This is a genomic window from Gammaproteobacteria bacterium (genome assembly GCA_009838035.1).
In the GTDB taxonomy this organism is placed as follows: Bacteria; Pseudomonadota; Gammaproteobacteria; order Steroidobacterales; family Foliamicaceae; genus Foliamicus.
Window position 1 is genome coordinate 220,373 of sequence record VXSK01000003.1, and the last position, 25,327, is coordinate 245,699.

Genomic DNA, 25,327 nt, shown 5'->3' on the forward strand with positions numbered 1-25,327 from the left:
TGTTTTCGTGTAGTTGATTCGGCCTTTAACGGCGTTTCCCATGCAAGCTCCCTGGAACCTGAAAGATCGTTTTCGCGGCTTCATGCCGGTCGCGGTGGATGTCGAGACCAGCGGCATCGACCCTGAAGCGCACGCGTTGCTGGAAATCTCCGCGGTGCTGTTCACGGTGGGCGACGACGGCCAGCTTGCGCCGTCCGAACACGTCTGGCTGCACGTGCTGCCCTTCGAGGGCGCCGAAATCGACGAAGAGGCGCTGCGTATCAACCGCATCAAGCCGAACCACCCCTTGCGGCCCGCCGTGCCGGAGCGCGAAGCCCTGCGGCGCGTGTTCCGCGTCGTGCGCCGGGAACTGAAGGCCACGGGCTGTTCACGCGCCATACTCGTGGGTCATAACGCGCATTTCGACCTGTCCGTTCTAAACGCGGCGATCAGGCGCAGCGGCATCAAGCGCAACCCGTTTCACCGGTTCAGCGTGTTCGACACCTGCACGCTGGGCGGAGCGATGTTCGGCCAGACCGTCATGAGTCTGGCTGCCCGGGCCGCCGGCCTGGACTGGAACGAGGAACGCGCCCATTCCGCTCTCTACGATGCCCAGTGCTGCGCGCAATTGTTCTGTAAGGCCGTCAACCGGATCAACGAGCAGTCCAACCCGGCGCTACGCTAGGCGACGCGCCTAGTCCAGGTCCTGAACCAGTTCCCGCAGCTCGCCGGTGCGAGCCATCTGCGTGACGATGTCGGCGCCGCCCACCAATTCGCCCTGCACGTACAACTGCGGAAATGTGGGCCAGTTCGAGTATTCCTTCAGACCCTGGCGCAGGTCCTGATCCTGCAGAATGTCCACGTAGGCGAAACGCTTGCCGCACTGGCGCAACGCCGCCACGACCTGCGCCGAAAACCCGCACTGGGGAAAATCCGGCGACCCCTTCATGTACAGCAACAGCGGAAATTCCTCGATCTGCTTGCTGATTCGCTGCTCTAACTGCTTGTCCTGCATGGCCTTGGAATCGTAATCAAAATGATCCGGCAATTATAGGCCACCCGCCGCACCGCGCTTGGTCTCGCGGTTCCGGCTTCAGTGCAGGCAACGTCATGCAGCGTCTCGCAGAAAACGGAAAGATGCGGTCCTTTGTTACACTTCCAGCATTCATCGGATAGCCGAAATGGAATCGAGGAAGCACATTCTATTTTTCGCGCTCGGCTGGCTGCTTGTGTCTGATGCGCTCGTCGCACAGGAATCACCAGAACTGACGGAAGTCCGGCGCGATGCCGAGCAGGGAGACGCCGAGGCTCAGTTTCAATTGGGAGTCCAATACGCCAACGGCGAAGGGGTAGCCGCCGACGGCGCCGAAGCCGCGAAATGGTATCGGCTGGCTGCCGAACAGGGACATGCCGAAGCCCAGAATAAATTGGGCGTTATGTACTTCAACGGCCAGGGCGTGGCGGCAGACATCGACGAGGCGGTCAACTGGCTTAACAAAGCTGCCGAGCAAGGGGTTGTCTATTCGCAGATCAACCTCGCCCTCATATGCGCAAACGGCAGCGGCTTGCCCAAAAACGATGCAAAGGCAATTGAGTGGTTTCGCAAGGCGGCTGAACAAGGCGATCCCTTTGCGCAATACCGGCTTGGCCTGAAGTACGACATAGGCGAGGGAATTCCGGAAGACGACGCCCAGGCAGTCCATTGGTTTCGCAAGGCCGCCGAGCAGGGGGACAGCCGGGGCCAAAACGGCCTGGGCTTCATGTACGCCACCGGCTCCGGTGTGCCAAAAAACCTGGTAGAGGCAGCGGGCTGGTATCGCAAGGCCGCTGAACAGGGTAATGCGGATGCCCAGAACAATCTTGGTTACATGTACAGCATGGGCAACGGCGTGCCCCAGGACAGATCCGAAGCCGTGAAGTGGTACCGCAAAGCCGCCGAACAAGGCAATCGCGGCGGACAACTCAATCTAGGCGCCAGCTACGCAAGCGGCGAGGGTGTGCCGCTGGACTATGTACGGGCCTACGCGTGGTGCAGCCTGGCCGCCGCGCAGGGCGTTCGGCCCGCTGTGCAATGTGTGAACGACTTGATTGACGTCATGAGTTCCAGCCAGCTTGAGGAAGCGCGAGAGCTGAGCGCCACGCTAGCGCAGCGTCTCTACCCGTCCCGATAGACTTCCGTGTGCATCCCGTCAGGCTCTGCAGCCCGACGACTCAAGACCCGATTTACGCTGCCTTGCGCCACGGCTTGCGCGTGAACCGGCGGCCGAGGCCGCGTTCGATCTCCCGCCATTTCGATTCTTCATCCGGCGTGATGAATGTCACCGCCTCCCCGGCGCGGCCCATGCGGCCCGTGCGCCCGACCCGGTGGGTGAAATACTGCTGCGATTCCGGCAGGTCGTAGTTGATGACCTGATCAACGCCTTTCACATCCAGGCCGCGCGCAGCGACATTGGTTGCCACCAGGATCGGCGTGGCGCCGGAACGGAACGCCGTCATCACACGCTCGCGCGCGTTTTGACTGAGATTGCCTTGCAGCGCTCCCACGGGATAGCCCAGCGCATCGAGCTGGCGCGCCAGCTTCCTGACGCCGTGCTTGGTCCTGCCGAAGACGATTACCGGCTCGCCGTCGCGCTGGTTCAGCAGCGTTTGAAGCGCCTGGGGCTTGTCGCCCTTCTTGATCGTATAGACCAGGTGCTGCACGGAGGGCAGTGATTTGACGTCGGCGTCCACCGCCACGATGACCGGGTCGCGCTGGTGTTTTTTGGCCGTTTTCGCTACCCATGCCGGAACGGTTGCGGAAAACAGCGCGGTGGTCCGGTCGGCAGAGGTTCGGCGCAGGATGGCTTCGACATCCGGTGCGAACCCCTTGTCCAGCATCTCGTCGGCTTCGTCGAGCACGAGGAATCGCACCGATCGAAGATCCAGCACACCTTGCCGAAGATGGTCCAGCGTGCGGCCCGGCGTTCCAATGACGATCTGCGGGCCGCGGCGCAACCGGGCCTGCTGCGCGCGCGCCGACCGGCCGCCGTACAACAGCGTTACCTTGAGCCCTTGCTCCGAAGCCAGCGCCTCGGTAACCGAAGCCACCTGGATCGCCAATTCGCGGGTGGGCGCGAGCACCAGTGCCTGCACCTTGCGAACGGAGGAATCGCAACATTCCGCCATGGGCACGGCAAACGCCAGCGTCTTGCCGGATCCGGTGCGCGCCTGGCCGATCACGTCTCGGCCCGCCAGCAGTTGGGGAATGCACCGCTCCTGAATGGGTGTCGGCTCGACGATACCCATGGCGGCAATCGCCGCCCGGCTGGCGGGCTTCAGCTCGATGCCGGGAAATGCGGTCGCGACGTCGGCGGCCTGGCCGGCGGATGGATGGATCGAGGCAGGCAAGTCGTCAGCAGGCGAGTCATTGCCCGCGGACTTGCCGGCACGAATGTCATCAAAGCAGGGACGGCAGTACACCGGCCGGCCTGGCTTGGGCCGAAACGGGACGACGGTTGCGGTATCGCAGTTGGTGCACACGACATCGAAGCGCTGCTTGCGGCCGGACGGCCGGCGTTTCGACCCGCGGCCGGAAGACCTGCGGGTCGAGCGGGGTTGAAAAGGCATGAGGGTAGGACTCCTCGGTCCAGGAATGAGATGAGACAGGTGTTCAGCGCGGGGAAATGCAGGGGAGGACCGATTCAGTCACCTGCTGCGAGAAAACATGGCGCGGCTAATCTGCGCGTTCGCGGGCGCATTATGACAGATTACGAGGCTCTTGTTGTTACCCGAAACCACCGGAGCGCCAGAGGCGCACGCCGCAGGCGCCGGTCACGGCCACGTAAAGGGGATCGATGAAGGACCAGAGCAGCGGCACTTCCCGGCCGACCATGTCGCCGAACCAGTTCGAGAGATACCACAGGGCCAGCACCAGCGCGCTGTAGAAGAGCGCGTTCACTTCGATGGAACGCCTGAGATCGCCTTCGCCTGTTCCGCCCTTGCCGAGCCCCAGCTTCCACGAGAAACTCGCGGCCAGGGCGATCAGCACGGCCGGGGCCATGAACCAGTTGACGACCACCCAGGTGGGATAGCCGGTGCTGCCGTCGTCATAGACGGGAGTCATGAAGAACAACACGCCGACGACGGCGGCCATGGCCACGGAATACGCCCCGAGAATGCGTTGAATGTTGCTCACGATGCGCTGCCCCTTTTCGACAAGAATCCGAGTCGAGGAAATTTACCGGTAAACCGTTTGTGGCACAATCGGCGCTCCGGAATTTAACGTAGAGGGGACGTTATGAACCCATTGAATACCCTTACAGGCACGCTCGTAGGCGGCCTCGTACTCTCGCTCATCATCATGGCCATCGCGGCCGGCACCGGCAGTTCGATGGGCGGGGTCGACGCAGTCAATGCTTTCCTGATCTGGCTGCACGTGTTTGCCGGCATTACCTGGATCGGCCTGCTCTACTACTTCAATTTCGTACAGGTCCAGGCACTTTCGGACGCGGCTTCGGACGACGAGGGTCCGAGTGGCGCAGCCATTACCCGCTATGTCGCGCCCCGCGCGCTGTGGTGGTTCCGCTGGGCCGCGCTGGTCACCTGGCTGGCCGGGTTTACCTTCCTGCTGCACACGCAAAACACGATCAACGTGTTTACTCTCGGCCTGGTGCCGGGCGGAGGGGACGCCATGTACGGGCTGACACTCGGCGTCGGCGCCTGGCTGGGCTCGATCATGCTGTTCAACGTCTGGATGGTCATCTGGCCCAACCAGAAGAAGGTGCTCGGCATGGTGGAAGCCAGCGCCGAGGAAATCAACAAGGCGCGCAGGACGGCTTTCGTGTTCTCGCGCACCAACACGCTTCTTTCGATTCCGATGCTGGCCAGCATGGTAGGCGCCGGCCACGGAATGATGTTCTAAAAAACGGCTAATTTTCGGGCTGTTTGCCGCTGCCCTTGAGGATGGCGGTTGCGAGCGTGAACATCGAGGCCATGTTGCCCATGTCGGCGGGCACGATGAACGTATTGCCCTCCTGACCCAGCCGTCCGAACTGCTCCACGTACTGCTCGGCCACGCGCAGGCGCATGGCGCTCTCGCCGCCCTCCGCATTGACCGCCTCAGCCACTCGCCGCAAACCCTCAGCGGTGGCGGTGGCGACCGCCAGGATCGCTTCCGCCTCTCCCTCGGCCTCGTTGATCTGCTTCTGCTTGGCCGCCTCCGACTCCTTGATGACGCGCTGCTTGTCGCCCTCGGCGTTATTGATCTGCGCATCGCGCTCGCCCTCGGACGTCAGCACCACGGCGCGCTTCTCACGCTCGGCGCGCATCTGCTTCTCCATTGCGGCGAGCACGTCCCTGGGCGGATTGATGTTCTTGATCTCGTATCGGAGAACCTTGATGCCCCAGGCGCTGGTGGCCTTGTCCAGTTCCGAAACGACCGATGAATTGATGGAGGCCCGTTCCTCGAACGTGCGGTCCAGATCGAGTTTTCCGACCTCGCTTCGCAGGGTGGTCTGGGCCAGTTGCGAAATGGCGAACAGGTAGTCGGTAATGCCGTAGGAGGCGTCCTTGGCATCAAGAACCTGAAGGTACAGAACGCCGTCCACGCCCACCTGCACATTGTCGCGGGTAATGCAGATCTGCTCGGGAATATCGGCCGCCTGCTCCTTTAGCGTGTGCTTGTAGGCCACTCGTTGAATGAACGGCACGAGAATGTGGAATCCGGCCCGCATGGTGTTGCTGTAGCGCCCGAGCGTCTCCACCACATAGGCGGACTGCTGCGGCACCACCACAGCGGTCTTGGCGATGACCACGATGATCAGAATGGCCAGGGCGCCGGCCACGATCAGGCCGAAAATCGTTGTTGTTTCCATAAATCCGTGCTCGAAAAATCAGTAAACCGAAGCTAGTCCTGCGTCAGTTCAAGAACCAGTTGGTTAACGCGCGCCACGCGCACTCGCGCGCCCTGGGGTATTTCCGCGGAACCGACGTTGCGGGCATCCCACTCGGCGCCGCGCAGCATTGCCTTGCCGTGGGCGCCCGCGGCAATGGACGATACGGCAATGGCGTCTTCCCCGACCACCGCGTCGACGGACGCGCCCTTGCGGCGCATCGCGGCGGCCCGCAAACGGCCACGGAAGAAATAAAGCAGCACAAGCGAGAGACCGCCGAACAGCAGCCATTGCGTCACGAGGTCGCCGGTCAGGCCGAACAAGCCAAGGAGGCCCACCAGGACGGCGCTCAATCCGATGAAAAGCAGCCAGAACGCCGCGTCCACGGTGACCTCGGCCACCAGCAGCACCACTCCGAAAACGATCCACAACCACCAGGACATACAGGAAACCTTGAAGACGCAGGACTGGCGATCGATTTTATAGGAATCCGGCGTCCGTAGCCGGGCGATACAGTGTGTCCCGGGTCAGGCCGTGATCCGCATGGAGAAATCGCAGGCCCGGACGTTCTTGGTCAACGCGCCGCAGGAGATACGGTCAACGCCGGAGGCGGCGACTTCGGCGACGTTGTCCGGCCCGATTCCGCCCGAAGCTTCCAGTATCACTTCCAATCCACGGCGATCGCGTTCCCCGACGGCCTCGGCCATTTGATCCACGGAGAAGTTGTCCAGCATTATCCAACTCGCACCGGCGTCCAGCGCCTCGCCCAACTCATCCAGGTCCTGCACTTCTACAGTGACCGGCAGATCGCCGCCGCGCTCGTGAGCCGCCTCGAGCGCCTGGCGCACGCCTCCCGCGGCGGCAATGTGGTTCTCCTTGAGCAGGACCGCGTCGTACAGGCCCATGCGGTGATTGCTTGCGCCGCCCACGCGCACCGCGTATTTCTGCGCCTGGCGCAGGCCGGGCAGCGTCTTGCGGGTGTCCAGCAGGACCGTGCGGAAGCCCTCCAGCGCCTCCACCATGGCGCGCGCCTGGGTCGCCACGGCCGACAGCAGTTGCAGGAAGTTCAGGGCCGAGCGTTCGCCGCTCAGCAGTCCTCGCACCGGTCCCTCCAGCTCGCAGACGGGCTCGTCCGCCGTGGTCGTGCCGCCCTCGGCAACCCGCCAGCGGATCGAGATCCGCTCGTCGCAGGCGCGGAACACCTCGTCGAACCAGCCCCGACCGCACAGCACGCACTCCTCGCGCGCGACGACCACCGCCGCGGCATGAGCATCCGCGGGCAGCAACCCGGCCGACACGTCGCCGGCGCCCACGTCCTCGCGCAGCGCCCGGCGCACGTCCTCGCGCACCGTTTCCGCGGGCGCGGCGGGTTTTTCCGGCTTCCCCATCAACTCAAGGGCGCTAGCCTCACCCTATTCCAGGAATACGTTCGTCACCGTGGCCCGGACCAGCACGGCGCCATCCTTCTCGCGCCTGAGCTCCGCCTCGACCACGGACTGGCGGCGACCGTTGTGCACGACCCGGCCCTCCCCCAGCAGCGGTTCACCCATCGGCACGGCCTTGAGGAAGTTGGCGGAAATCTGCGCCGTCGTGAACGGGCGCCCGCCGCCACCGAACCAGGTCGTTGAGCCGCTCACGTCGTCGAGCATCGCGAGCGCATAGCCGCCCTGCAGCGAACCGATCGGGTTGGCAAACTCCCGCGGTGGCCGGTAGCACGCGGTTACGACGCCCGCCTCGGCGTCCACCGAGACCAGTTCGCCGCCGACTGCGTCGCGGCTGGTCAGCCGCGGAAGTTTCGAGAGGTCGACCGGCTCCGCCATGCTGGAACCCGCTGGCCCTAATCCAGCGCGTCGCCCAGGCGCTTGGCCAGCGCCGCCACGTCCGCGGGATCGGCCTGGCTGACTTCCGGGTACTCGGTAAAGCGCTCGGGAATCTTCACCGTGGCGTCGATGCCCATCTGCTCGGACTGCACCGGCACGCCCTGGGCCGACTTAGGCGCCGAGGGGTCCAGCACGAAAGCCTGGCCGGACGGATTCATGATGATGTCCGATACGGGCTGCACCCGCGTCATGATCGCCCACTCCACCGAAGCCAGGTCGTAGGGATTGACGTCCGGTCCCACCACAATCACCAGCTTGGCCGTGCGTCCCCAGCGGCCGGCCGCGCCCCAGACGGCGTGCAGCACGTACTTGCCGAACTCCGGATGCGGCTTGGTGGCGCCGTCCACGGCGAGCTGCACGATATAGGTCATGTTGGGCGTGACGACCACGTCCTTGACCTCGGGAATCTTGCGCCCCAGGTCGCTCAGGACTTCGCCCTCCACCGGCAGCAGCGCCAGGTAGTTGTGATCGAACGGAGGCACCATCTCCATCGTCGAGTGCCAGATCGGGTTCTTGCGGTGGGTGATGTGGTTGACCTGCATCAGCGGAAACACCTGCACCGCGTCGTAGTAGCCCAGCGGGTTGGAGTGCCAGCCGATCTGCTCCTGCTGGCCGGGCAGGAACTCGCCCTCCAGCACGTATTCGGCGGTGGCGGGAACTTCGATGTCCACCGTGTCGCATTTCACGAGATCGAGCGGCGCGCCGCGCAGGCCGCCGGCGAAGTCGTACTCGTCCTGGCCGAACGGCAGGCCGGTGGCGGACGCGAGGTGCAGCGCCGGGTCGCAGTTGCAGGCAATCGCGATTTCCAGGGTCTTGCCCGCGGCAATGGCCTTGGCCAGGTGTAGGCCGCCGTGATTCATCGGCGGGTTCCAATAGACGAACACCGCCAGGCAGCGGTCCTGGTTGTGCTGCGAATACTCGCCGCCGGCCGGATGCTGGGCGTTCCAGAGCTGGGTATGGCGGTACCAGCCCACGTTGCGGGCGCCGGTTTCGGGGTCCTTGGTGATCGCGATGCCGTTGGTGATGTAGCCAGGCCCCTCCTTTCCGAACCAGACGTGCGGAATCTGCTTGCCCAGGGACACCTCGTTTTCGGGAATCACGACCTCCTTGCACGGAGCGTCATCCCGATCGACCATCACCGGCTTGTGCCAGCTTGCTGGGTCGGCTAGCACGCGCGCCAGCTTGCGCTTGGCTTCGAGCACGTCCTCCTCGTCGATGCACAGCGCGGTGCGCTCGCGCGAGCCGTACGGATTGAACGCGACGGGCACGTCCGGCGTGTTGTAGCCGGTCAGGTTCTCCAGGATCAGGGCACGATTGGGGCCGCTGTGCAGAAGCGCCATAAGCGGCTGCAGATCGGACTCGTTCAGCCCCACCGAAAGCGGTTCCTTGATGCGGCGCAGGTCGTCGCGCTCCTCCAGCAGATCAAGAAATGCCCGAAAATCCTCGTATGCCATGAACAAACCTCCCGCCGGCACTTGCGTAAACGCGCAGCCTAATGCAATTTACGGTTTCTTTCCACGGGCAGGGACCGGCCAGCGCATGCGGAGCGCCAATTGAGCAGCGACAGGGTCTACGACTGGCTGGCCTACCACGCCCGCTACAACGCCGACTCCCTCGCCTGCGTGGATCTCGGCACGGGCCGTCGATTCACCTACGACGAGTTCAACGAACGAAGCACGCGCCTGGCCACGGGGCTGGCTGCCGGGCACGGCGTCGGAAAGGGCGACCGGGTGGCCATCATCGCCGCCAACAGCACCGACTTCTACGAACTCATGTTCGCCTGCTGGAAACTGGGCGCGCTGTTCATGCCGCTGAACTGGCGGCTGCACCCGGTGGAGATCGCGGAGCTTCTTTCGCACGGCGAGCCGAAGGCCGTGTTCTGCGACGAGGAATACGCGCCGCTGGCCGAGGGCTGGAATGAGGGGGCGCTGCTTATCCGCCGCGAGGGCCGCGGCTCGGACCACGAGCGGCTGATTGCCGGTCACGAGCCGGAAGCGGTCATGCCGCAGCTCAGCGGCGACGACCTGAACTGCCTGCTGTACACCTCCGGCACCACCGGAAGGCCCAAGGGGGTCATGTACAACTACCGCATGGTCCGCAACACCGTGCTGTGCGGCGCACTGCACGCGGGCCTGTCGCGGGATTCGGTAAGCCTCACGTACGCCCCGATGTTCCATACGGCCGGATTGAACGCGGCGGGCACGTCGCTGTTCCACTACGGCGGCTGTGTGAACGTCATGCCACGCTGGGACGCACGCAAGTGCCTCGGCTACCTGACGGACGCCGAAATGGGCATTACCCACTGCATCGGCGTGCCCACGCATTACCTGATGATGAGCGAGCTGCCGGAATTCGAAAGCGCGGAATTCCCGGCGCTGGCTTGCCTGGGCGTTGGCAGCGCCCCCGCGTCCATGCAACTGCTGCGCACCTGGGAAGCCAAGGGCGTGGCCCTGGCGCAATCCTACGGGCTGACGGAGTGTTTCAGCGTAACGATGACCCCGCCGCACCGCGCCCGCGAAATGCTGGGCTCGGCGGGCCACGCGATGATGCACGTGCAGGTGCAGGTCGGGGACGGCGAAGGCCGTGAGCTGCCGCGCGGCGAGGTGGGCGAGATCCAATTGCGGGGCCCGGGCGTTACGCCCGGATACTGGCGCGACCCGGAACTCACGGCCGCGTCGCGGGTGAACGGCTGGTTCCGCACCGGCGACGCGGCCCGCATGGACGAAGAAGGCATTCTCACGATCGTGGACCGGCTCAAGGACATGTTCATATCCGGCGGCGAGAACATCTACCCGGTGGAGATCGAGAACGTGGTCGTACGGATGCCGGCGGTCAGCATGGTGGGCGTGATCGGCGTGCCCGATCCGAAATGGGGCGAAGTGGGCATGGCGCTGGTGCTGCCGCGCAAGGGCATGCGGGTGACCGAAGAGGAGGTGCTGGAGCAATGCCGGAACCACCTGGCCCGCTATAAGATTCCCAGGCAGGTGAAGATCGTGAACGAGCTGCCGATCAGTCCGCAGGGCAAGCTTCTGAAGACGGAACTGCGCCGCCTCTACGGAGGGCGGGATGAGTAAGGAATCCCTCCCGATGCGGGACAACCCGTTCCGCTACGCGGGTTTCCGGCGGCTGTTCGCGGCCCAGGTCATCGCGCTGGTCGGAACGGGCCTGAGTACCGTGGGCCTGCAACTGCTGGCCTACCGGCTGACCGGCGGCCAGGCGGCGCCGGTGCTGGCCACGGCCCTTTCGATCAAGATGGTCGCCTACGTGTTCCTGGCGCCGATCTGCGGCGGGCTGGCGCATCGGACCTCGCGCAAGGGCATCCTCGTAACCAGCGACGTGCTGCGGGCGGGGCTGGTGCTGCTGCTGCCGTTCGTGACCACTGAATGGCAGATCTACGTGCTGATCTTCGCGGTGCAGGCGCTGTCGGCGGCGTTCAAGCCGGTGTTCCAGGCGATCATTCCGACCGTGCTGCCGGACCAGGCCACCTACACGCGGGCGCTTTCCTGGACCCGCCTGGCCTACGATCTGGAAACGGTCGGCAGCATGATGCTCGCCATTGTGCTCATGGCCGCCGGCAGCGGGTTCGAGCTGCTGTTCGAACTGAATTCAGCCGCTTTCCTGATTTCGGCGCTGCTGATCGTCGTGACCCGCCTGCCGAAGATCGCCCCAGTCGAGCGCACGGGTAAAGTGCTGGACGACGTGACCTTCGGCGTGCGTTCGTACATGGCCACGCCGCGGCTGCGCGCGCTGCTGGTGCTCTACTTCGGCGCCGCCATGGTCAGCGGCGCGGTGCTGGTGAACAACGTCGATTACGTGCGCACCGAACTCGGCGGCGCCGACTACCTGGTGGCCGTGACCATGCTGGCCTACGGCGCCGGATCGATGGCCGCGGCCCTCACCACCCCGCTGATCCTGCGCCGCATCAAGAGCCGCCAGCTGATGTCGCGCGGCGCGCTGCTGGCCGGATTCGCGGCGCTGTTCATGATTCTTTCGCCCGGCCTGGTCCCGGTGCTGGTGATGTGGACGATCATGGGCGCCGGCGGTTCCTGGGTCTATACGCCTTCGGGAAGGGTCATCAACCGGTCTTCCAGCCCGGCCGACCTGCCGGCGTATTTCTCCGCGCACTTCTCTCTTTCCCATAGCGCGTGGCTGGTCGGCTATCCCCTGGCGGGTTGGCTGGGTACCACGCTGGGGCTATCGACAGCCGGCCTTATCCTGGGACTGATCTGCATCGCGCTGGCGCTGGCGGGCGCGCGGCTGTGGCCGCGCCAGGACCACGAGGAAATCCTGCACGAGCATGAGGCGGTGGAGCACACCCACAAGCACTTCCACGATCGTCATCACCAGCATGCTCACGAGGGAGGCGAAGGCGAGGAGCCGCACAGTCATCCGCACCGCCACGAGCCGCTGCGCCACACGCACGACTACGTGATCGACCTGCATCACACCCGCTGGCCCACGGGGTAGTATCGAGTCCCGAGACACGGTCCAGGAATAAGGAAATGAACCGAATCTACAGTCTGATCTTTGCCCTGCCGCTTTTCATGGCTGCCTGCGGGGGCGGGGAAATGGATACTGCGGTCGATCCGCAATCCGCCGATCCGCAATCCGCCGATCCGGGTCCCGTGGTTACCTACGTCACCACGGAAACCTTCGATGAGGAGGTCCTTCGGTCGGACATTCCGGTGCTGGTCGATTTCACCGCGACCTGGTGTGTGCCCTGCAAGGTCGTGGACCCGATCATAATGAGCCTGTACCCGGAAATGGCGGGGCGCGCGAAAGTCTTCAAGCTGGACATCGACGAGGATCCGGAAATCTATCAGCGGCTCGGCGTAAACGGCGTGCCGCACATCCTGTTCTTCAACAAGGGCGAGGAGCAGGACCGGATCGTCAGTCCGCAGCCGAGAGAAATCTACGTGCAATATCTCGAGGCCCTGATCGAAGGGCGATCCACGCTGGAGGTTTCGCTGCAACTCCTGGAGGAAGACTCGTTTCGCCGTCATTTCGTCATGACCCGGAGCACCGAGGACCTCGAGTCGGCGATGGAAGCCTTTCCGGGCCTGATGTCCGATCCGCTCGAGAACGGCCAGACACCCCTGTCGATGATCCTCAACAGCCCGAATTACCGGCAAGACGAGCAGATCGAATTTGCCCTGGCCAATGGCGCGCAGCCAACGACGCGGGACCTGGTGGGCCTGGGCAGATGCGACGAATTCCTTGCCGCATTGGCCGGCGATCCGGAGGCGCTGGACCGGCCGGACCCGGACGGCGCATCACCGCTGTACGTGGCGATCGCCCGATCGTACCGGCTTGAGAACGGCGGCTGCGTTCGCGCCGTACTTGAAGCGGGCGCGGACCCGGGAGCGAACACAAGCCAACGCTACGCTCTGGGCCGCAGCGTTGTGCTGCTTGACGATCCCGCCTTGATCGCTGAATTTCTCGATCGCGGCCTGGATCCCCGGCAATCGGACGAAAACGGCTGGAACATGCTGCATTGGGCGGCGAATTACGGATACGCCGATGTCGTGTCCCTGTTTGTCGATCGCGATCTGGACCTGGACGCCACCAACCACAAGGGCGAAACGGCAGCGGACATGGTGCGCGAACGGCGCGACCGCACGGCGAAGGCGCTGGAAGCCGGCGTGGATTCGTACGGGCGAGAGTTGGACGAGGCGGCACGCCCCTATTACCGGGAACGGATTGCCAGGAGCGACGAAATCCTCGCAATTCTCGGCGCGTAAGGCGTACCCACTACATCGCGGAACAAGCCCCGGCGGCAGTGGCCCGTAACCTGTCCACCGCCTCGCGGTAGCCGTCTTCGAGTTCGGCGACGAGTTCGGCGGTGGTGAGAACGCTCTCGACCGAGCCCACGCCCTGCCCCGCCGACCAGATGTCGCGCCAGGCATTTGCGCGCTTCTCCTCGTTATTGAACTGGATTTCCGGATTGGCCTTGCCCAGATCTTCCGGGTCGATTCCGGCCTTCTCGACGCTCGCCTTGAGGAAATTGGCCGGCACGCCGGTGAAGTAGGGAGTCAGCACCAGGTCGTCGGCGCCGCTGTCCACGAGCATCTGCTTGTAGCCGTCCGAAGCCAGGCTTTCGCGCGCGGCGATGAACCGGGTTCCGACGTAGGCGAAATCCGCGCCCATCGCGATTGCCGCGGCAATGTCGGCGCCCGAGGAGATTCCTCCGGCCAGCACGATGGCGCCGTCGAAGAACTTGCGCACCTCGGCCACGAACGCGAACGGCGTGATCATGCCCGTATGTCCGCCGGCGCCGGCGGCCACCAGGATCAGGCCGTCGACGCCCGCGTCGGCCGCCTTGTGCGCGTAGAACAGGCTGTTGACGTCGCAGTAGAGCAAGCCGCCGTAAGAATGCACTTCCTCGCGCACCAGCCTGGGGCTGCCCAGCGAGCTGATGACCATCGGGGCCTGGTATTTGACCGTGAGGTCGAGGTCGGCGGCCAGCCGCTTGTTGGTGCGATGAACGATCAGGTTCACGGCCCAGGGAGCGGTCGTGCCGGGACTGGCCCGCTCTTCTTCATCCAGCGTCGTCGAAATCCGCTTCAGCCAGTCCTCCAGCGTCTCGAGAGGACGGGCGTTGAGCGAGGGGAATGCGCCGATCAGGCCGCCCCGGCAGGCCTCGATCACGAGATCGGGCCCCGACACGAGGAACATGGGCGCGGCGAACGCCGGCAGCTTCAGCCGCGCCTTGAGTTGCGCCAGACTTGCGCTTGAATCCGCGCCTTCAGCCACCGCGTTGAGGTTGTCTTGCCTGCTAGTCGGAGTCGCCGCTGGCCAGGGGCGGCAACTGGCCTATATGCACGCCGCTGTCGGCAATCAGTGTCTCGCCGGTAACCAGCGGGGCGCCTTCCAGGAACCAGACAAGGACCTCGGCGACGTGGCGCGGCTCGGCGACCTGCTTCAGCGGAAGCGCCTGACTGGCCATGTCGAGCATCGCCTGGTAGGCCTCGTCGCCCATGCCGCCCTGCAGCCAACGCGTCTGGATCATGCCGGGCGCGACGCTGTTGATGCGGATTTCGGGCCCCAGCACGTGCGCCAGCGACTTGGTCATCAGGTTAAGGGCGGCCTTGGACGCGGCGTAGGGGATCGAGGACGCAATGCCCGTCACGCCTCCGATCGAAGAGTTGTTGACCACGGCGCCGCTGCCCAGCGCCCGCATGTGCGGCTCCACGGCGCGGATCATCTGGTAGGTGCCCACGACGTTGACCGCGTAGATGTCGAGGAAGTCCTGCTTGTCGATGCCGTGAAGATTGGCGAACGGGTTGAACTTGGTCCGCCCGGCGTTGTTGACCAGGTAGTCGATCCGCCCCCAGGCATCCATGGCCGCCGCCGCCAGCTTCAGGCAGTCGTCGTCCTCGGAAACGTCGGCCTGCACGACCCGCGTTTCGGCGCCTGCAGCCTCGCAGCGCGCGGCGGTCTCGTGCGCCTCTTTCTCGCTGCGCGTGTAGTTCACGACGACGTTGCAGCCGCGTTCCGACAGCAACTCCGCCGCGGCCGCGCCGACACCCGTGGCCGATCCCGTTACGATGGCCGTCTTCCGCTCGTTCATGGCGCGCAATTCTAGCCGGTACGCCGAGTCTGCGGTAAAGTTGATACCGGTTCACGAACAACAGGAGACATCGTCATGGCCGCACCAGGTGGAAGACAAATGCCGGCATGGGTGACGCGCCCCTTGTCCGACATGCCCGTGCTCGGCCCCGCGGAATCCCTGAGCGGAGTGGAACGCGAACTGCAGGAATTGCTGGACCGTTACGCGAAGGGCGTCGAGGCCGCGGAGCTTTCCGAAGTCGAGGCCTGCATGCGCACGGACGAGGCGTTTCTGAGCGTCGAATCCAGCTATCCCAACTACGGCTGGGCGGACTATGACAAGAACCACTTGAGCCTTGAACTGGGAGTGCTGAAGGACATGGAATACAAGGCGGAACTGGTGCACGCGTTCGGCAACGGCGACCTTTCCTACGGCGTGTTCGTATTCACGGCATCCGCCGAACGGGACGGGCAGCGGCGCACCAAGCAAGGCATGGGCACGCTGGTGGCCGAGAAAATGGACGGCGACTGGCGCATCCGTCACTGGACCACCTGCGCGAGGCGCCCGCCTACCACCTAGTTCTTCGCGGCTTCCTTCCCGCCCGGCCAGCGGCGCACGAGGTCCGTTTCCAGGCCGAACAGGTCCATCAGCCTGCCGACGGTGTGGTTGACGATGTCTTCCACGCTGGCGGGCTTGGCGTAGAAACCCGGGACCGGCGGCGCCACCACCGCGCCCATCAGCGCCGCTTCATGCATCAGCCGCAGGTGGCCGGCGTGAAGCGGCGTCTCGCGGGGCGCCAGCACCAGCTTCCGGCCCTCCTTCAGCGTGACGTCGGCCGCGCGCACCAGGAGGTTGGCCGCGTAGGAATTCACGATGGCGCCCAGCGTCTTCATCGAGCAGGGGGCCACGATCATCCCGCCGGTCCGGAACGAACCGCTGGCGATCGTGGCCGCCACGTCGCTGTCGGAATACACGACGTCCGCCAGCGCCTCCACGTCGCGGACCTTCCAGTCGGTCTCCAGCGCAATATTGACCTTGCCCCCATTGCTGACAATGAGGTGAGTCTCCACCTCCGGGGCTTCGCGCAGCGCTTCCAGCAGCCGGATGCCGTAGATCACGCCGCTGGCGCCCGAAATTCCAATAATGAGTCGCATGCGATTCTTGTGTGGTGCCGGAAGTCAGATTCGAACTGACGACCTACGCATTACGAATGCGTTGCTCTACCAGCTGAGCTATTCCGGCCGGGTGGTCCAGCGCCAGCCGCTTTCGCGCATTTCCCCGTGCGCGAGCGCCTTTCGCCGCTCCAGAAAGGCCGGATTGTATCGCAAACCCCGTTTTGGGGATTTGTCGGCGAACGCGCGCAATTGGCGTCTTCAGCGGCCTGCGTGAGGCGCGTATTTTCCCTTTTGCGCCCGCGGGATCGGCGCTTGCAAGGGATCGCATGATGCGTGGCTTTTCGCTTTTGGAACTTCTGATCGCTCTGACTGTCAGCTCCATTGCTGTCCTCCTGGCCCAGCCCGTTATCGCTACCGGAATGCTCAATCTGCAGCGGAGCACAACGATCAACGGATTGATCCGCAGCCTGCACTTCGCGCGCCGCACGGCCGCCGAGAACGGCCGGGACACGACTGTGTGTCCCAGTCCGGACGGACGGCGATGCGGGGCCGCGGAGGATTGGGACGCCGGCTGGATTGTCCACGACGGCCCAACGGGTTCGACGGCGCCCGCGCCGCCGCCGGGTTCGATCCTCTACCGATCGCGAGGCCAGGCCGGATTGTCCATTCGCTCGAATCGCACCCGGTTCGTGTTCCGGCCGTTCCGCGGGCGCTCCACCAACGGCACGCTGATCGTTTGCGACCGGCGCGGAAGCAGCGCGGCGCGCGCGATCGTCATCAACAATATCGGCAGGCCGCGGCTTGCCGATACCGCCAGCGATGGCGACCCTCTTGCCTGCCCGCCCGGCTGAGCCGGCAAGCGGCTTCAGTCTGGTCGAGTGCCTGATCGCGGTCGCCATCTTCAGCCTGGGCCTGCTCGGGGCCGGTGCGCTGATTACCGAGCGGTTGAAGGAAAGCCGCGCCGCGCACAGTTACTTTCTCGCCGAAATGCTGGCGCAGGACCTCGTTGCCCGGATCGGCGCCAACCCGTCGGCAGCAGGCGGGGAAGAATTGGGAGCGTGGCAACGGCAGGCGGCGTCCGCCCTGCCGGGCCTGCAATGCGAGGTGACGGCGCTGGGCGGCGCGCCGCCGGCATATCGGGTCGAAATGCGCTGGCCCGCGGGCGCCGACGACGCCGGCCGGCTGGTGCTTTGGGTCGGCCGTTAGACCCCGGCCGGCAAGGCCAGCGGGGTGGCAGCCTGGCCGAACTGCTCGTGTCGCTCGCCGTCTCAAGCCTGTTGCTGCTGGGGGTCTTCGGCTCAGCGCAGTCCATGCGCCAATCCGCCCGGGCGGCGGACAATCTGCACAGTCTTGAGGAGAAAGCGCGTTTCGCGCTGGATCTGCTGCGCGCCGACATCCGTTCGGCCGGATTCTGGGGACTCAATTCGGACGCCGCGGCGCTGCGCCTGTCGGCAGGCGCGTCGGTGCGCTGCGGAGGGACGGACGCAAGCGACTGGGCCTTCCGGTTTAAGGAATACGTGGCCGCCCCCGATGCATGGCGCCTGCCCTGCTCCCCGTACCGGAACCGCCGCCAGCCGGAAACCGACGTGCTGGAAATTCGCCGGGCGGGCCAGACCACTGCCGGCGTGGATTCGAGGAGGCTGCAGGTTCATTCGTCGCGCGGCGAAGGAATCGTGTTCTCCGCCGGTTCGCCGCCTTCCCTGGAGGGCGAAACCGAGATCCGCGATCTCGTCGTGCACGCCTGGTATGTTTCCGCCCGGTCGAGTCACGACTCGGGGGAGCCGTCGCTGCGGCGCAAGACGCAGGTCAGGGGCGGGCTGCTCCGCGACGAGGAGATCCTGGCGGGCGTGGAGGACTTTCAGGTTCGCCTGGCGCTCGATAGCAACCGCGACGGGGTGGCGGACCGGGTGGTCGATCCTTCGGCGTCCGCGCCGTCCGGTGCGCGCGTCGTGGCAGTCCGGTTCTGGCTGCTGCTGCGCCACGACAGCCCCGAGACCGGGCATGTGGACGGCAGGACCTACACCTACGCGGATCGCGCGGCGCGCAGTTTCGACGATGCAAGGCGCCGCCTGCTGGTAAGCGCGAGCGAAGTGGTGGCGAATGCGCGTCGAGATTGAAGGGGCCGAGAGCGGGGTCGTGCTGGCCGTCGTGCTCATGGTGCTTGCGGCGCTGTCGCTGCTGGCCGTGGCCGGCAAGGGCGACGTTGCGCTGCAGTGGCTGCAGGTCCGCAATGCACGGGAATACGCCGAGGCGGTCCGGCTGGCGGAAACCGGCGTCGGAATGGCGCTGTCCGCCGAGCGTTTCCGGCTGGATGCGCCGCAGAGCGGCCGTTACTGCCGAATCGCTTCCCGCTGCGTGGAGTGGACCGTGCGCCATGTGGAAACGACCGCTCCTCCGGCCGGATTTGAAGAAGCGGAGACGCCGAAACGTGCGCTGCACTTCGAGATCGGCGCGTTGGGGACTGCCGGGCCGCGGGCGCGGGCGCCGGTCGTGGTGGGCTTCATGCTGCTGGCGCGCGGGGAGCCGGACGCGGAACTGCCAGATGATGTCGAAGTTTGCCGTGCCGAAGAAGACTGCCCGGAGGATGCCGCGGAACCGCCGGTCCGCCGCTATTGGCGCGAGGGCGTGAAATGAGACACGCCCGGGGGTTCAGTTTGACGGAACTGCTGGTGACGCTGGCCATCCTCGCCTTGCTGGCGGCGGCAGCCACGCCCCTGTGGATCAAACAGCTTGAGCGCGCGCGGCGGCTGGACGCCACCGATGCCCTGGTGCGAGTGGCGGTCCTGCAGGAGCGCTTCTATTTCGAAAACGGACGCTATGCACGCGCGGGCGAACTGGCGGCGCCTCCGCCCGCGGGACTGGGCGTCGCCGGCACCGAGCGCGGCTACTATGAACTTCGCTTGCGGGCGCCTGAGGGCGATTTGTCCGACGGCTTCGCCGTAGAGGCAGTCGCTGATCCGGAGGGCCCGCAAGCCGGGGACACGCAGTGTCGCGTAATGTCCGTCGATTCCACCGGCCGGCGCGCATCCCAAAGCGCCGATGGCGAAGACAGCACGGACGCCTGCTGGCCCTAATTGGAGGTGGTGCGAGTTTGTCGGATGAGGTATAGGAGCACCAGGGATACGCCCACGGTGATCGCCGAGTCGGCGACGTTGAAGGCCGGGAAGCGCCAGCCGCCGTAGTGCAACGAGATGAAGTCCAGGACGTAGCCGCGCGCAACGCGGTCGATCAGATTGCCCACCGCTCCGCCGGTCATCAGCGCCAGCCCCAGTCCCCAGAGCGCGTCTCCGTCCTTTGAGGCGCCGCGCATCATCGATCCCAGGAACGCCACCAGCACCAGTCCAAGCACCAGGAACAGCCAGTTCTGCCAACCCGACGCGCCGGACAACAGGCCGAAGGCGGCGCCGGTGTTGTGCCAGCGCACGAGGTCGAAGAACGGCATCACCACGATGCGCTGCAACTCGTCCAGGCGCGCGGCGACAATCCACTTCACGATCTGGTCCAAGACCGCCACGCCGGCGGACACCGAAAGCAACACACTGAAACGCGGCGCCTTCATGCCCAGACCCGCGCCTCGCCATCGCCTTCGACGTTCAAAACGCAACGGTCGCACAAACCCGCATGTTCATCGCCGTCCGGGCGCACCGGCAAACGGTGCCAGCAGCGTTCGCATTTCGGGTGCGCGCTCGCCCGGCAAACGGGCGCTTGGCCCGTCTCGCCAGGCTCCAGATCAACCGCCGCGGAAATAAACACGAAGCGCAACTCGTCGCCCAGCTGCTTCAACGCGTTCAGCGTGGCCTCATCGGCGGGCACGACAAGCTCAGCCTCCAGCGACGAGCCCACTTCTCCGGCCTTGCGCGATTCCTCCATCACGCCCAGCACCTGCGTGCGCGCTTCGCGCAGCGTGTCCCAGTCGGCCCGGCATTCGGGCAGGTCCGGCAGTTCGTGCGGCGCGCACATGAATACCGATTCCGGACGGTCGCCGGGAAATTCCTTCCAGAACTCCTCGATCGTGAAGCTCAGCACCGGGGCCAGCCAGCGCGCCAGGCATTCGCCGACATGCCACAGCGTGGTCTGCGCTGAGCGCCTGCCGTGGCTGTCCGCCGGCATCGTGTAGAGGCGGTCCTTGATCACGTCCAGGTAGAAATTGCCCATGTCCACGACACAGAAATTGTGCACCTGCTGGAATATCGGGTGGAACTCGTAGTTGCGGTAGTGCTTCCAGACCGCATCGTTGAGTTCGTGGGTCCGCCGCAATGCCCAGAGATCCAGGTCCACGGCGTCTTCGGGCGCCACCGCATGCCGTTCGGGGTCGAAATCGCTGAGGTTGCCGAGCAGGAACCGGGCCGTGTTTCGCAGACGGCGATAAGCGTCGGATACGCGCGTGAGGATGTCCGGAGAAATGCTCATTTCGCGCCGGTAGTCGGTGGTCATGACCCACAGCCTGAGCACGTCCGCGCCCAGCTTGTCGACCACGTCGCGAGGGTCCACGACGTTGCCGAGCGACTTCGACTGCTTGCGCCCCTGCTCGTCCACCGCGAAGCCGTGCGTCAACACCGCGCGGTACGGCGCGCGGCCGTCGATGGCCACCGAGGTCAGCAGGGACGACTGGAACCAGCCGCGGTGCTGGTCCGAGCCTTCCACGTAAAGGTCGGCGGGGTTGTCGATCTCCGGGTGCTCGGCGCCCACGCAGCGATGCACGAGGCCGGAGTCCATCCACACGTCCATCACGTCCGTCACCTTGCGGTAGCGCTGCGCCTCGTCTCCAAGCAGTTCGGCCGGGTCCAGCGCAAACCACGCCTCGATGCCCTTCTCGTCCATGCGTTCGGCGATCTGTGCCATCAGCCGCGCCGACTCCGGGTGCGGCTCGCCGCTTTCCCGATCCACCAAAAGCGGCAGCGGCACGCCCCAGGCGCGGCTGCGCGAAATGCACCAGTCCGGGCGCGTCTCGACCATTCTCGCGATGCGCTGTTCGGCCCAGCCGGGATACCAGTCCACCGCGCCGATGGCGCCGGCGGCCTGCTCGCGCAGACCCTCGCGGTCCAGCCCCACGAACCACTGCGGCGTGGACGTAAACAGGAGCGGCCGGTGGTGCCGCCAGCAGTGCGGATAGCTGTGCCGGTAGCTCTCCCGGCAAAGCAGCATGCCGCGCTCCGCCAGCAGGTCGGGAATCCGCTTGTCGGCCTCCTCGACGTGCAGCCCGCCCACCAGGCCGGTGTCCTTCCGGAAGTGGCCGTCGATACCCAGCGGATTGTCTGCCGGCAATCCCGCCTTGCGGCCGGTCGCAAAGTCGTCCAGCCCGTGCGCAGGCGCGGTGTGCACGGCGCCGGTGCCGGCCTCCAGCGTGACGTAATCGGCGATCAGCACGGGCGCCAGGCGATCGTAAAAGGGATGACGCAGGTTTACGCCGGCGAGTTGCGCGCCTTTCAGCGACGCCAGTTCGCGCGCGCCCGTCGCGCCGTAACGCTGCAGCGCATCGTCGGCGAGACCGCGCGCCAGCACCAGGCGCTCGGTGCGCCCGTCGATCTCGGCTTCCATGAGCACGTAGTCGAACGTGTCGCTCAGCACCACAGCGCGGTTGGCCGGCAGGGTCCATGGCGTGGTGGTCCAGATCGGGATGCCCAGCGGCGCATCGTCTGCTTCCACGCCCGGGACGCGGGACAGGAAATCGGCTGGATCGTCGGCCGGGAAGCGCACGTCGACGGCGATCGAGGTCTTGTCTTCGTATTCGACTTCCGCTTCCGCCAGGGCCGACCCGCAGTCCAGGCACCAGTGGACCGGCTTCTGGCCGCGATAGACGTGCCCGCGGGCGAAGATCTCCGCGAACGCCCGGATCTGGTTTGCCTCGTAGCGGGCCGCCATGGTCAGGTACGGCCGCTCCCACTCGCCCAGCACGCCGAGCCGCCGGAAGTCCTCGCGCTGGCCTTCGACCTGGCTGGCCGCATAGCGCCGGCAGGCTTCGCGGAAGGCCGCGCCGTCCAGCGCGGCGGCCTCGTGCCCCAGCTCGCGCTCGACGCGCACTTCGATCGGCAGGCCGTGGCAATCCCACCCCGGAACGTAGGGCGCGTCGTAGCCGTCGAGAATCTTCGACTTCACGATGAGGTCCTTGAGCACCTTGTTGTAGGCGTGGCCGATGTGGATCGACCCGTTGGCGTAGGGCGGTCCGTCGAGCAGCGTGAACTTCTCGCGCCCGGCCATGTGCTCGCGGATGCGCCCGTAGCGCCCGCTGCTCTCCCACTCGCGCAGCATTTCCGGCTCGCGGCGCGCCAGGTTGGCGCGCATCGGAAAAGCCGTACGCGGCAGGTTCAGGGTGTCGCGGTAATCGGGCATGTCGGTGCGAAGTGTGCTTGGGACGGAAGTGTGACCAAGGACTAAGCCGCGCGCAAGAGTTCGCGGGCCTGGACGGCGTCGCGATCCATCTGCACGCGTAGTTCCTCGAGGTTACTGAAGTGCACTTCGTCGCGCAGCTTCGCAACCGGCTCGATGTCCAGGAATCGCCCGTACAGATCGCCGTTGAAATCGAAGATATGCGCCTCCAGGATCTTCTCCGTGCCGCCCACCGTGGGCCGGTAACCGATGCTGGCCACGCCCGCCAGCGGCTCGGCCTCCACCCCGTGGACGCGCACGGCGAAGATCCCGTCAATGGGACTGACGCGGCCTTTCAGGGCAATGTTGGCCGTAGGATAGCCCAGCTTTGCGGCGCCGATCTTCAAGCCGTGAATGACGCGCCCGCCCATGCCGTAGCGGCGGCCCAGGAGCCTCGCGGCCAGCTCCAGGTCCGAGGCCGCCAGCGCCCGCCGCACGCCGGTGCTGGAAACGCGCTCGCCGTCGACGCTCACGCGCGGGGCCTGCTCCACGCTGAAGCCGAGACTCCTTCCCCCCGCCGCGAGTTCGTCCATGCCGCCGCTGCGCCTGTAGCCGAAACGGAAGTCCGGGCCCTGGATCACGTGCCGCGCCTTGAGCAGTCCGGCCAGCAGCTTGCGCATGAAATCCTCGGGCGAAAGCGTGCGGATCGCGTCGTTGAACGGCGGGCAATAGAAGGCGTCGACACCGGCGGCGTTGAGCGCGGCGCATTTTTCGCGCAGCGTCATCAGTCGGGGCGGCGGCGCTCCCCGGGCCATGAATTCCTTCGGAGACGGCTCGAAACTGAACACGACCGACGCCAGATTGCGTTCGCGGGCAGCCGTGAGGACCCGGTTCAGGACCTCCTGGTGACCGACGTGCATGCCGTCGAAACCGCCGATGGTAACGGCGCATCCGCGGTCGATGGAGGCCGGCAAGCGGGAAATTCGGCGTAGGAGAAGCATCGCTTGCGAGTCTATCCGGTGTCGCGCCAGCGGTGGCCGGTCAGGAACAGGCAGAGGAAATAGGCCGCCGCCGCGCCGCCCACGCATGCCAGTATCCACAGCACCCGGACGATTCGCGAAACCTCCGGCCAGAGCGCCGGCGCCGGCGCGAATTCGATCAGCAGCATCGACAGCAGGCCCACCGCGACCGCGATCCTGAGCAGCGGCTTGAACATCGCGCCCCGCTTGCCCTCGGGATCCTGGCGCCTGAACAGCAGCCACAGGACCGCCGCATTGATCGTCGCGCCAAGCGCCGTGCCGCCCGCCAGCACCGCGTGGGGCGCGTGCAGATCCTGCGCCACCCAGTACCAGAGCAACGGCAGCGTCACCGCGAACTTGCAGGCCAGCGCCGCCACCGCCACTTTGACCGGCGTCTTCATGTCCTGGCGGGCGAAGAACGAAGGCACCAGCGTCTTGATCCCGATCAGTCCGGGCAGTCCCAGGGCGTAGGCCTGGAGGCTCACGGCCGCCATTTCGACATCCTGGAGACTGAACTTTCCGCCGAGGAACAGGGTCGCCATGATCGGCTCCGCGATGATGAACAGCCCCGCGGCGCAGGGCAGCGAAATGGCCAGGCCCGAACGGATCGCCCAGCCCGTGGACGCCAGGTACTCGTCCCGCTCTCCGGCGGCGTGCAGGCGCGACAGCCTGGGCAGCGCCACCGTGGCCAGGGCCACGCCGAACACGCCCAGCGGAAACTCCATCAGTCGCTGGGAGAAGTTGAGCCAGCTGATGCTCCCGGATACGAGAAAGCTGGCCAGGATCGTGTCCAGAACCACACCCACCTGGGCCGCCGACGAACCGACGATGACCGGCACCATCAAGACAAGGATCCGCCGCACTTTCGAGTCGCGCCAGCCCCATTGCGGCCAGAACGGGCCGCAGGTGGAGCGGGCGAAAAACAGCAGGAACACCATTTGCGCCAGTCCCGCGACGAACACGCCCCAGCCGAGTACCGCGCCCTGCGGCTCCGATTGCATTGCGTAAAGGGCGGCCGCCGCAATCAGGCAGATGTTCATCAGGACGGGGGTGAAGGCCGCCGCGGCAAACTTGCGGTGGGCGTTCAGTACCGCGGCCAGCATGGCCGTGATCGAGATGAAGAACAGGTACGCAAACGTGCGGCGCAGCATCGTGACCGCCAGTTCGTAGGACTCGCCGCCTTCCAGTGCGAACCCGGGGGCGCACAACCAAACGAAGAGCGGCGCGAATATCACCCCGAGGGGCGACACCACGGCCACGACCGCGCCCAGGGTGCCCATGACCCGGCCCAGCAGGTCCGCTAGTTCTTCCCTGTTGTCTCCCGCCTCCATGCGCTCCGAGTACACCGGCACGAAGCTCTGCGACAGCGCCCCCTCGGCGAAGAAATGCCGGAACAGGCTCGGAATCCGGAAGGCGACGATGAACGCGTCCATGACCACGCCGGCGCCGATAAACCACGCAAACGCGATCTCGCGCGCCAGGCCCAGCACGCGGGACACCGTCGTCAGCCCCGCCACCAGCGACCAGGACCCAAGGAGTCCTTTCTTCTTGATGTCGTCCATCCCAGCGGGCAGTTTAACGGCGGGCGCTATGCGCGTGAGGGCTGCCC

The 25,327-nt window shown here is 65.6% G+C and carries 27 protein-coding genes and 1 tRNA gene; 12 read left to right on the forward strand and 16 right to left on the reverse strand.

The features are described 5' to 3' along the window. The first annotated feature begins 40 nt into the window (after window positions 1–40). The gene (locus F4Y72_03630) at window positions 41–664 is read left to right on the forward strand and encodes a ribonuclease T (GenBank protein ID MXZ27379.1); all 624 of its coding nucleotides are present in this window, start codon (window positions 41–43) and stop codon (window positions 662–664) included. 9 nt (window positions 665–673) lie between these two features. Here F4Y72_03630 and grxD read toward each other — a convergent pair whose 3' ends face one another. Further along, complete coding sequence (grxD, locus tag F4Y72_03635) at window positions 674–994, reverse strand: Grx4 family monothiol glutaredoxin (protein ID MXZ27380.1); 321 nt, start codon at window positions 992–994, stop codon at window positions 674–676. Between the two features lie 166 nt (window positions 995–1,160). Here grxD and F4Y72_03640 point away from each other — a divergent pair, with 166 nt between their 5' ends. After that, window positions 1,161–2,150 (forward strand): sel1 repeat family protein, encoded by a 990-nt coding sequence (locus F4Y72_03640; protein ID MXZ27381.1) that lies wholly within the window; start codon window positions 1,161–1,163, stop codon window positions 2,148–2,150. A gap of 52 nt (window positions 2,151–2,202) precedes the next feature. Here the strand turns inward: F4Y72_03640 and F4Y72_03645 are convergent, their stop codons facing one another. Beyond that, on the reverse strand, window positions 2,203–3,585 hold the full coding sequence (locus F4Y72_03645) for a DEAD/DEAH box helicase (GenBank protein MXZ27382.1): 1,383 nt from the start codon (window positions 3,583–3,585) through the stop codon (window positions 2,203–2,205). 157 nt (window positions 3,586–3,742) lie between these two features. Beyond that, window positions 3,743–4,153 carry a hypothetical protein gene (locus F4Y72_03650; GenBank protein MXZ27383.1) on the reverse strand — a complete coding sequence of 137 codons (411 nt, stop codon included), beginning with the start codon at window positions 4,151–4,153 and terminating at the stop codon, window positions 3,743–3,745. A 102-nt stretch (window positions 4,154–4,255) separates the two neighbouring features. On the opposite strand from F4Y72_03650, the gene F4Y72_03655 reads away from it, so the two are divergent. Further along, entirely contained in the window at window positions 4,256–4,879 is a 624-nt protein-coding gene (locus F4Y72_03655) for a hypothetical protein (protein ID MXZ27384.1), read from the forward strand. Window positions 4,880–4,886: 7 nt separating this feature from the next. Here the strand turns inward: F4Y72_03655 and F4Y72_03660 are convergent, their stop codons facing one another. The 5 genes from F4Y72_03660 to F4Y72_03680 all read right to left on the reverse strand — a co-directional run bounded on the left by F4Y72_03660 (window position 4,887) and on the right by F4Y72_03680 (window position 9,183). Beyond that, complete coding sequence (locus F4Y72_03660; protein MXZ27385.1) at window positions 4,887–5,831, reverse strand: paraslipin; 945 nt, start codon at window positions 5,829–5,831, stop codon at window positions 4,887–4,889. Window positions 5,832–5,863: 32 nt separating this feature from the next. Beyond that, window positions 5,864–6,292 (reverse strand): NfeD family protein, encoded by a 429-nt coding sequence (locus F4Y72_03665; GenBank protein ID MXZ27386.1) that lies wholly within the window; start codon window positions 6,290–6,292, stop codon window positions 5,864–5,866. Window positions 6,293–6,376: 84 nt separating this feature from the next. Continuing rightward, entirely contained in the window at window positions 6,377–7,237 is an 861-nt protein-coding gene (gene nadC, locus F4Y72_03670; GenBank protein ID MXZ27387.1) for a carboxylating nicotinate-nucleotide diphosphorylase, read from the reverse strand. Window positions 7,238–7,261: 24 nt separating this feature from the next. Continuing rightward, entirely contained in the window at window positions 7,262–7,669 is a 408-nt protein-coding gene (locus F4Y72_03675) for a PaaI family thioesterase (protein ID MXZ27388.1), read from the reverse strand. A gap of 17 nt (window positions 7,670–7,686) precedes the next feature. Next, window positions 7,687–9,183: a UbiD family decarboxylase gene (locus F4Y72_03680; protein ID MXZ27389.1), complete on the reverse strand. Its 1,497-nt coding sequence runs from the start codon at window positions 9,181–9,183 to the stop codon at window positions 7,687–7,689. A 99-nt stretch (window positions 9,184–9,282) separates the two neighbouring features. Between F4Y72_03680 and F4Y72_03685 the strand changes: the two genes are divergently transcribed. From F4Y72_03685 to F4Y72_03695, 3 genes are read left to right on the forward strand one after another with little or no spacing between them, the layout of a single operon-like run. Continuing rightward, window positions 9,283–10,803 carry a long-chain fatty acid--CoA ligase gene (locus tag F4Y72_03685; GenBank protein ID MXZ27390.1) on the forward strand — a complete coding sequence of 507 codons (1,521 nt, stop codon included), beginning with the start codon at window positions 9,283–9,285 and terminating at the stop codon, window positions 10,801–10,803. Window positions 10,804–10,816: 13 nt separating this feature from the next. Then, window positions 10,817–12,196, forward strand: coding sequence for an MFS transporter (locus tag F4Y72_03690; protein ID MXZ27391.1), 1,380 nt, complete (start codon window positions 10,817–10,819; stop codon window positions 12,194–12,196). Window positions 12,197–12,231: 35 nt separating this feature from the next. Next, complete coding sequence (locus F4Y72_03695; GenBank protein MXZ27392.1) at window positions 12,232–13,470, forward strand: hypothetical protein; 1,239 nt, start codon at window positions 12,232–12,234, stop codon at window positions 13,468–13,470. 10 nt (window positions 13,471–13,480) lie between these two features. Here F4Y72_03695 and F4Y72_03700 read toward each other — a convergent pair whose 3' ends face one another. Together F4Y72_03700 and F4Y72_03705 are read right to left on the reverse strand one after the other, a co-directional pair. Beyond that, window positions 13,481–14,404 carry a nitronate monooxygenase gene (locus F4Y72_03700; protein MXZ27393.1) on the reverse strand — a complete coding sequence of 308 codons (924 nt, stop codon included), beginning with the start codon at window positions 14,402–14,404 and terminating at the stop codon, window positions 13,481–13,483. 100 nt (window positions 14,405–14,504) lie between these two features. Continuing rightward, a complete protein-coding gene (locus F4Y72_03705) occupies window positions 14,505–15,299 on the reverse strand; it encodes an SDR family oxidoreductase (protein ID MXZ27394.1) in 795 nt (264 codons plus the stop codon). 75 nt (window positions 15,300–15,374) lie between these two features. Between F4Y72_03705 and F4Y72_03710 the strand changes: the two genes are divergently transcribed. Then, window positions 15,375–15,857: a nuclear transport factor 2 family protein gene (locus F4Y72_03710; GenBank protein MXZ27395.1), complete on the forward strand. Its 483-nt coding sequence runs from the start codon at window positions 15,375–15,377 to the stop codon at window positions 15,855–15,857. Here the strand turns inward: F4Y72_03710 and F4Y72_03715 are convergent. Next, window positions 15,854–16,432: a UbiX family flavin prenyltransferase gene (locus F4Y72_03715; GenBank protein MXZ27396.1), complete on the reverse strand. Its 579-nt coding sequence runs from the start codon at window positions 16,430–16,432 to the stop codon at window positions 15,854–15,856. The two genes, F4Y72_03710 and F4Y72_03715, sit on opposite strands and share 4 nt — an antisense overlap. A gap of 12 nt (window positions 16,433–16,444) precedes the next feature. Beyond that, window positions 16,445–16,520, reverse strand: a tRNA-Thr gene (locus F4Y72_03720). 199 nt (window positions 16,521–16,719) lie between these two features. On the opposite strand from F4Y72_03720, the gene F4Y72_03725 reads away from it, so the two are divergent. The 5 genes from F4Y72_03725 to F4Y72_03745 are packed head-to-tail and all read left to right on the forward strand — an operon-like array spanning window position 16,720 to window position 19,467. Continuing rightward, a complete protein-coding gene (locus tag F4Y72_03725) occupies window positions 16,720–17,244 on the forward strand; it encodes a prepilin-type N-terminal cleavage/methylation domain-containing protein (GenBank protein MXZ27397.1) in 525 nt (174 codons plus the stop codon). After that, window positions 17,213–17,599, forward strand: a complete 387-nt coding sequence (locus tag F4Y72_03730; GenBank protein ID MXZ27398.1) for a prepilin-type N-terminal cleavage/methylation domain-containing protein — start codon at window positions 17,213–17,215, stop codon at window positions 17,597–17,599. Before F4Y72_03725 ends, F4Y72_03730 begins: the two co-directional genes overlap by 32 nt. Beyond that, window positions 17,491–18,510, forward strand: a complete 1,020-nt coding sequence (locus F4Y72_03735; GenBank protein MXZ27399.1) for a hypothetical protein — start codon at window positions 17,491–17,493, stop codon at window positions 18,508–18,510. The genes F4Y72_03730 and F4Y72_03735 overlap by 109 nt, the downstream gene beginning before the upstream one ends. Beyond that, window positions 18,494–19,027, forward strand: coding sequence for a hypothetical protein (locus F4Y72_03740; protein ID MXZ27400.1), 534 nt, complete (start codon window positions 18,494–18,496; stop codon window positions 19,025–19,027). The genes F4Y72_03735 and F4Y72_03740 overlap by 17 nt, the downstream gene beginning before the upstream one ends. Beyond that, on the forward strand, window positions 19,024–19,467 hold the full coding sequence (locus F4Y72_03745) for a prepilin-type N-terminal cleavage/methylation domain-containing protein (GenBank protein MXZ27401.1): 444 nt from the start codon (window positions 19,024–19,026) through the stop codon (window positions 19,465–19,467). Before F4Y72_03740 ends, F4Y72_03745 begins: the two co-directional genes overlap by 4 nt. Here the strand turns inward: F4Y72_03745 and lspA are convergent. The 4 genes from lspA to murJ are packed head-to-tail and all read right to left on the reverse strand — an operon-like array spanning window position 19,464 to window position 25,280. Then, window positions 19,464–19,952, reverse strand: coding sequence for a signal peptidase II (gene lspA, locus F4Y72_03750; protein ID MXZ27402.1), 489 nt, complete (start codon window positions 19,950–19,952; stop codon window positions 19,464–19,466). The two genes, F4Y72_03745 and lspA, sit on opposite strands and share 4 nt — an antisense overlap. Continuing rightward, entirely contained in the window at window positions 19,949–22,723 is a 2,775-nt protein-coding gene (gene ileS, locus F4Y72_03755) for an isoleucine--tRNA ligase (protein MXZ27403.1), read from the reverse strand. The genes lspA and ileS overlap by 4 nt, the downstream gene beginning before the upstream one ends. 41 nt (window positions 22,724–22,764) lie before the next feature. Beyond that, the gene (locus F4Y72_03760) at window positions 22,765–23,700 is read right to left on the reverse strand and encodes a bifunctional riboflavin kinase/FAD synthetase (GenBank protein ID MXZ27404.1); all 936 of its coding nucleotides are present in this window, start codon (window positions 23,698–23,700) and stop codon (window positions 22,765–22,767) included. A gap of 11 nt (window positions 23,701–23,711) precedes the next feature. Next, complete coding sequence (murJ, locus tag F4Y72_03765; GenBank protein ID MXZ27405.1) at window positions 23,712–25,280, reverse strand: murein biosynthesis integral membrane protein MurJ; 1,569 nt, start codon at window positions 25,278–25,280, stop codon at window positions 23,712–23,714. Window positions 25,281–25,327: the final 47 nt, after the last annotated feature.

Bases quoted from the DNA above. Each gene is read 5' to 3' on its own strand.
- F4Y72_03630 (MXZ27379.1), top strand. From the start codon at position 41: ATGCAAGCTCCCTGGAACCTGAAAGATCGTTTTCGCGGCTTCATGCCG.
- grxD (MXZ27380.1), bottom strand. From the start codon at position 994: ATGCAGGACAAGCAGTTAGAGCAGCGAATCAGCAAGCAGATCGAGGAA.
- F4Y72_03640 (MXZ27381.1), top strand. From the start codon at position 1,161: ATGGAATCGAGGAAGCACATTCTATTTTTCGCGCTCGGCTGGCTGCTT.
- F4Y72_03645 (MXZ27382.1), bottom strand. From the start codon at position 3,585: ATGCCTTTTCAACCCCGCTCGACCCGCAGGTCTTCCGGCCGCGGGTCG.
- F4Y72_03655 (MXZ27384.1), top strand. From the start codon at position 4,256: ATGAACCCATTGAATACCCTTACAGGCACGCTCGTAGGCGGCCTCGTA.
- F4Y72_03660 (MXZ27385.1), bottom strand. From the start codon at position 5,831: ATGGAAACAACAACGATTTTCGGCCTGATCGTGGCCGGCGCCCTGGCC.
- F4Y72_03665 (MXZ27386.1), bottom strand. From the start codon at position 6,292: ATGTCCTGGTGGTTGTGGATCGTTTTCGGAGTGGTGCTGCTGGTGGCC.
- nadC (MXZ27387.1), bottom strand. From the start codon at position 7,237: ATGGGGAAGCCGGAAAAACCCGCCGCGCCCGCGGAAACGGTGCGCGAG.
- F4Y72_03675 (MXZ27388.1), bottom strand. From the start codon at position 7,669: ATGGCGGAGCCGGTCGACCTCTCGAAACTTCCGCGGCTGACCAGCCGC.
- F4Y72_03680 (MXZ27389.1), bottom strand. From the start codon at position 9,183: ATGGCATACGAGGATTTTCGGGCATTTCTTGATCTGCTGGAGGAGCGC.
- F4Y72_03690 (MXZ27391.1), top strand. From the start codon at position 10,817: ATGCGGGACAACCCGTTCCGCTACGCGGGTTTCCGGCGGCTGTTCGCG.
- F4Y72_03695 (MXZ27392.1), top strand. From the start codon at position 12,232: ATGAACCGAATCTACAGTCTGATCTTTGCCCTGCCGCTTTTCATGGCT.
- F4Y72_03700 (MXZ27393.1), bottom strand. From the start codon at position 14,404: ATGTTCCTCGTGTCGGGGCCCGATCTCGTGATCGAGGCCTGCCGGGGC.
- F4Y72_03705 (MXZ27394.1), bottom strand. From the start codon at position 15,299: ATGAACGAGCGGAAGACGGCCATCGTAACGGGATCGGCCACGGGTGTC.
- F4Y72_03710 (MXZ27395.1), top strand. From the start codon at position 15,375: ATGGCCGCACCAGGTGGAAGACAAATGCCGGCATGGGTGACGCGCCCC.
- F4Y72_03715 (MXZ27396.1), bottom strand. From the start codon at position 16,432: ATGCGACTCATTATTGGAATTTCGGGCGCCAGCGGCGTGATCTACGGC.
- F4Y72_03725 (MXZ27397.1), top strand. From the start codon at position 16,720: ATGATGCGTGGCTTTTCGCTTTTGGAACTTCTGATCGCTCTGACTGTC.
- F4Y72_03730 (MXZ27398.1), top strand. From the start codon at position 17,213: ATGGCGACCCTCTTGCCTGCCCGCCCGGCTGAGCCGGCAAGCGGCTTC.
- F4Y72_03735 (MXZ27399.1), top strand. From the start codon at position 17,491: ATGCGAGGTGACGGCGCTGGGCGGCGCGCCGCCGGCATATCGGGTCGA.
- F4Y72_03740 (MXZ27400.1), top strand. From the start codon at position 18,494: ATGCGCGTCGAGATTGAAGGGGCCGAGAGCGGGGTCGTGCTGGCCGTC.
- F4Y72_03745 (MXZ27401.1), top strand. From the start codon at position 19,024: ATGAGACACGCCCGGGGGTTCAGTTTGACGGAACTGCTGGTGACGCTG.
- lspA (MXZ27402.1), bottom strand. From the start codon at position 19,952: ATGAAGGCGCCGCGTTTCAGTGTGTTGCTTTCGGTGTCCGCCGGCGTG.
- ileS (MXZ27403.1), bottom strand. From the start codon at position 22,723: ATGCCCGATTACCGCGACACCCTGAACCTGCCGCGTACGGCTTTTCCG.
- F4Y72_03760 (MXZ27404.1), bottom strand. From the start codon at position 23,700: ATGCTTCTCCTACGCCGAATTTCCCGCTTGCCGGCCTCCATCGACCGC.
- murJ (MXZ27405.1), bottom strand. From the start codon at position 25,280: ATGGACGACATCAAGAAGAAAGGACTCCTTGGGTCCTGGTCGCTGGTG.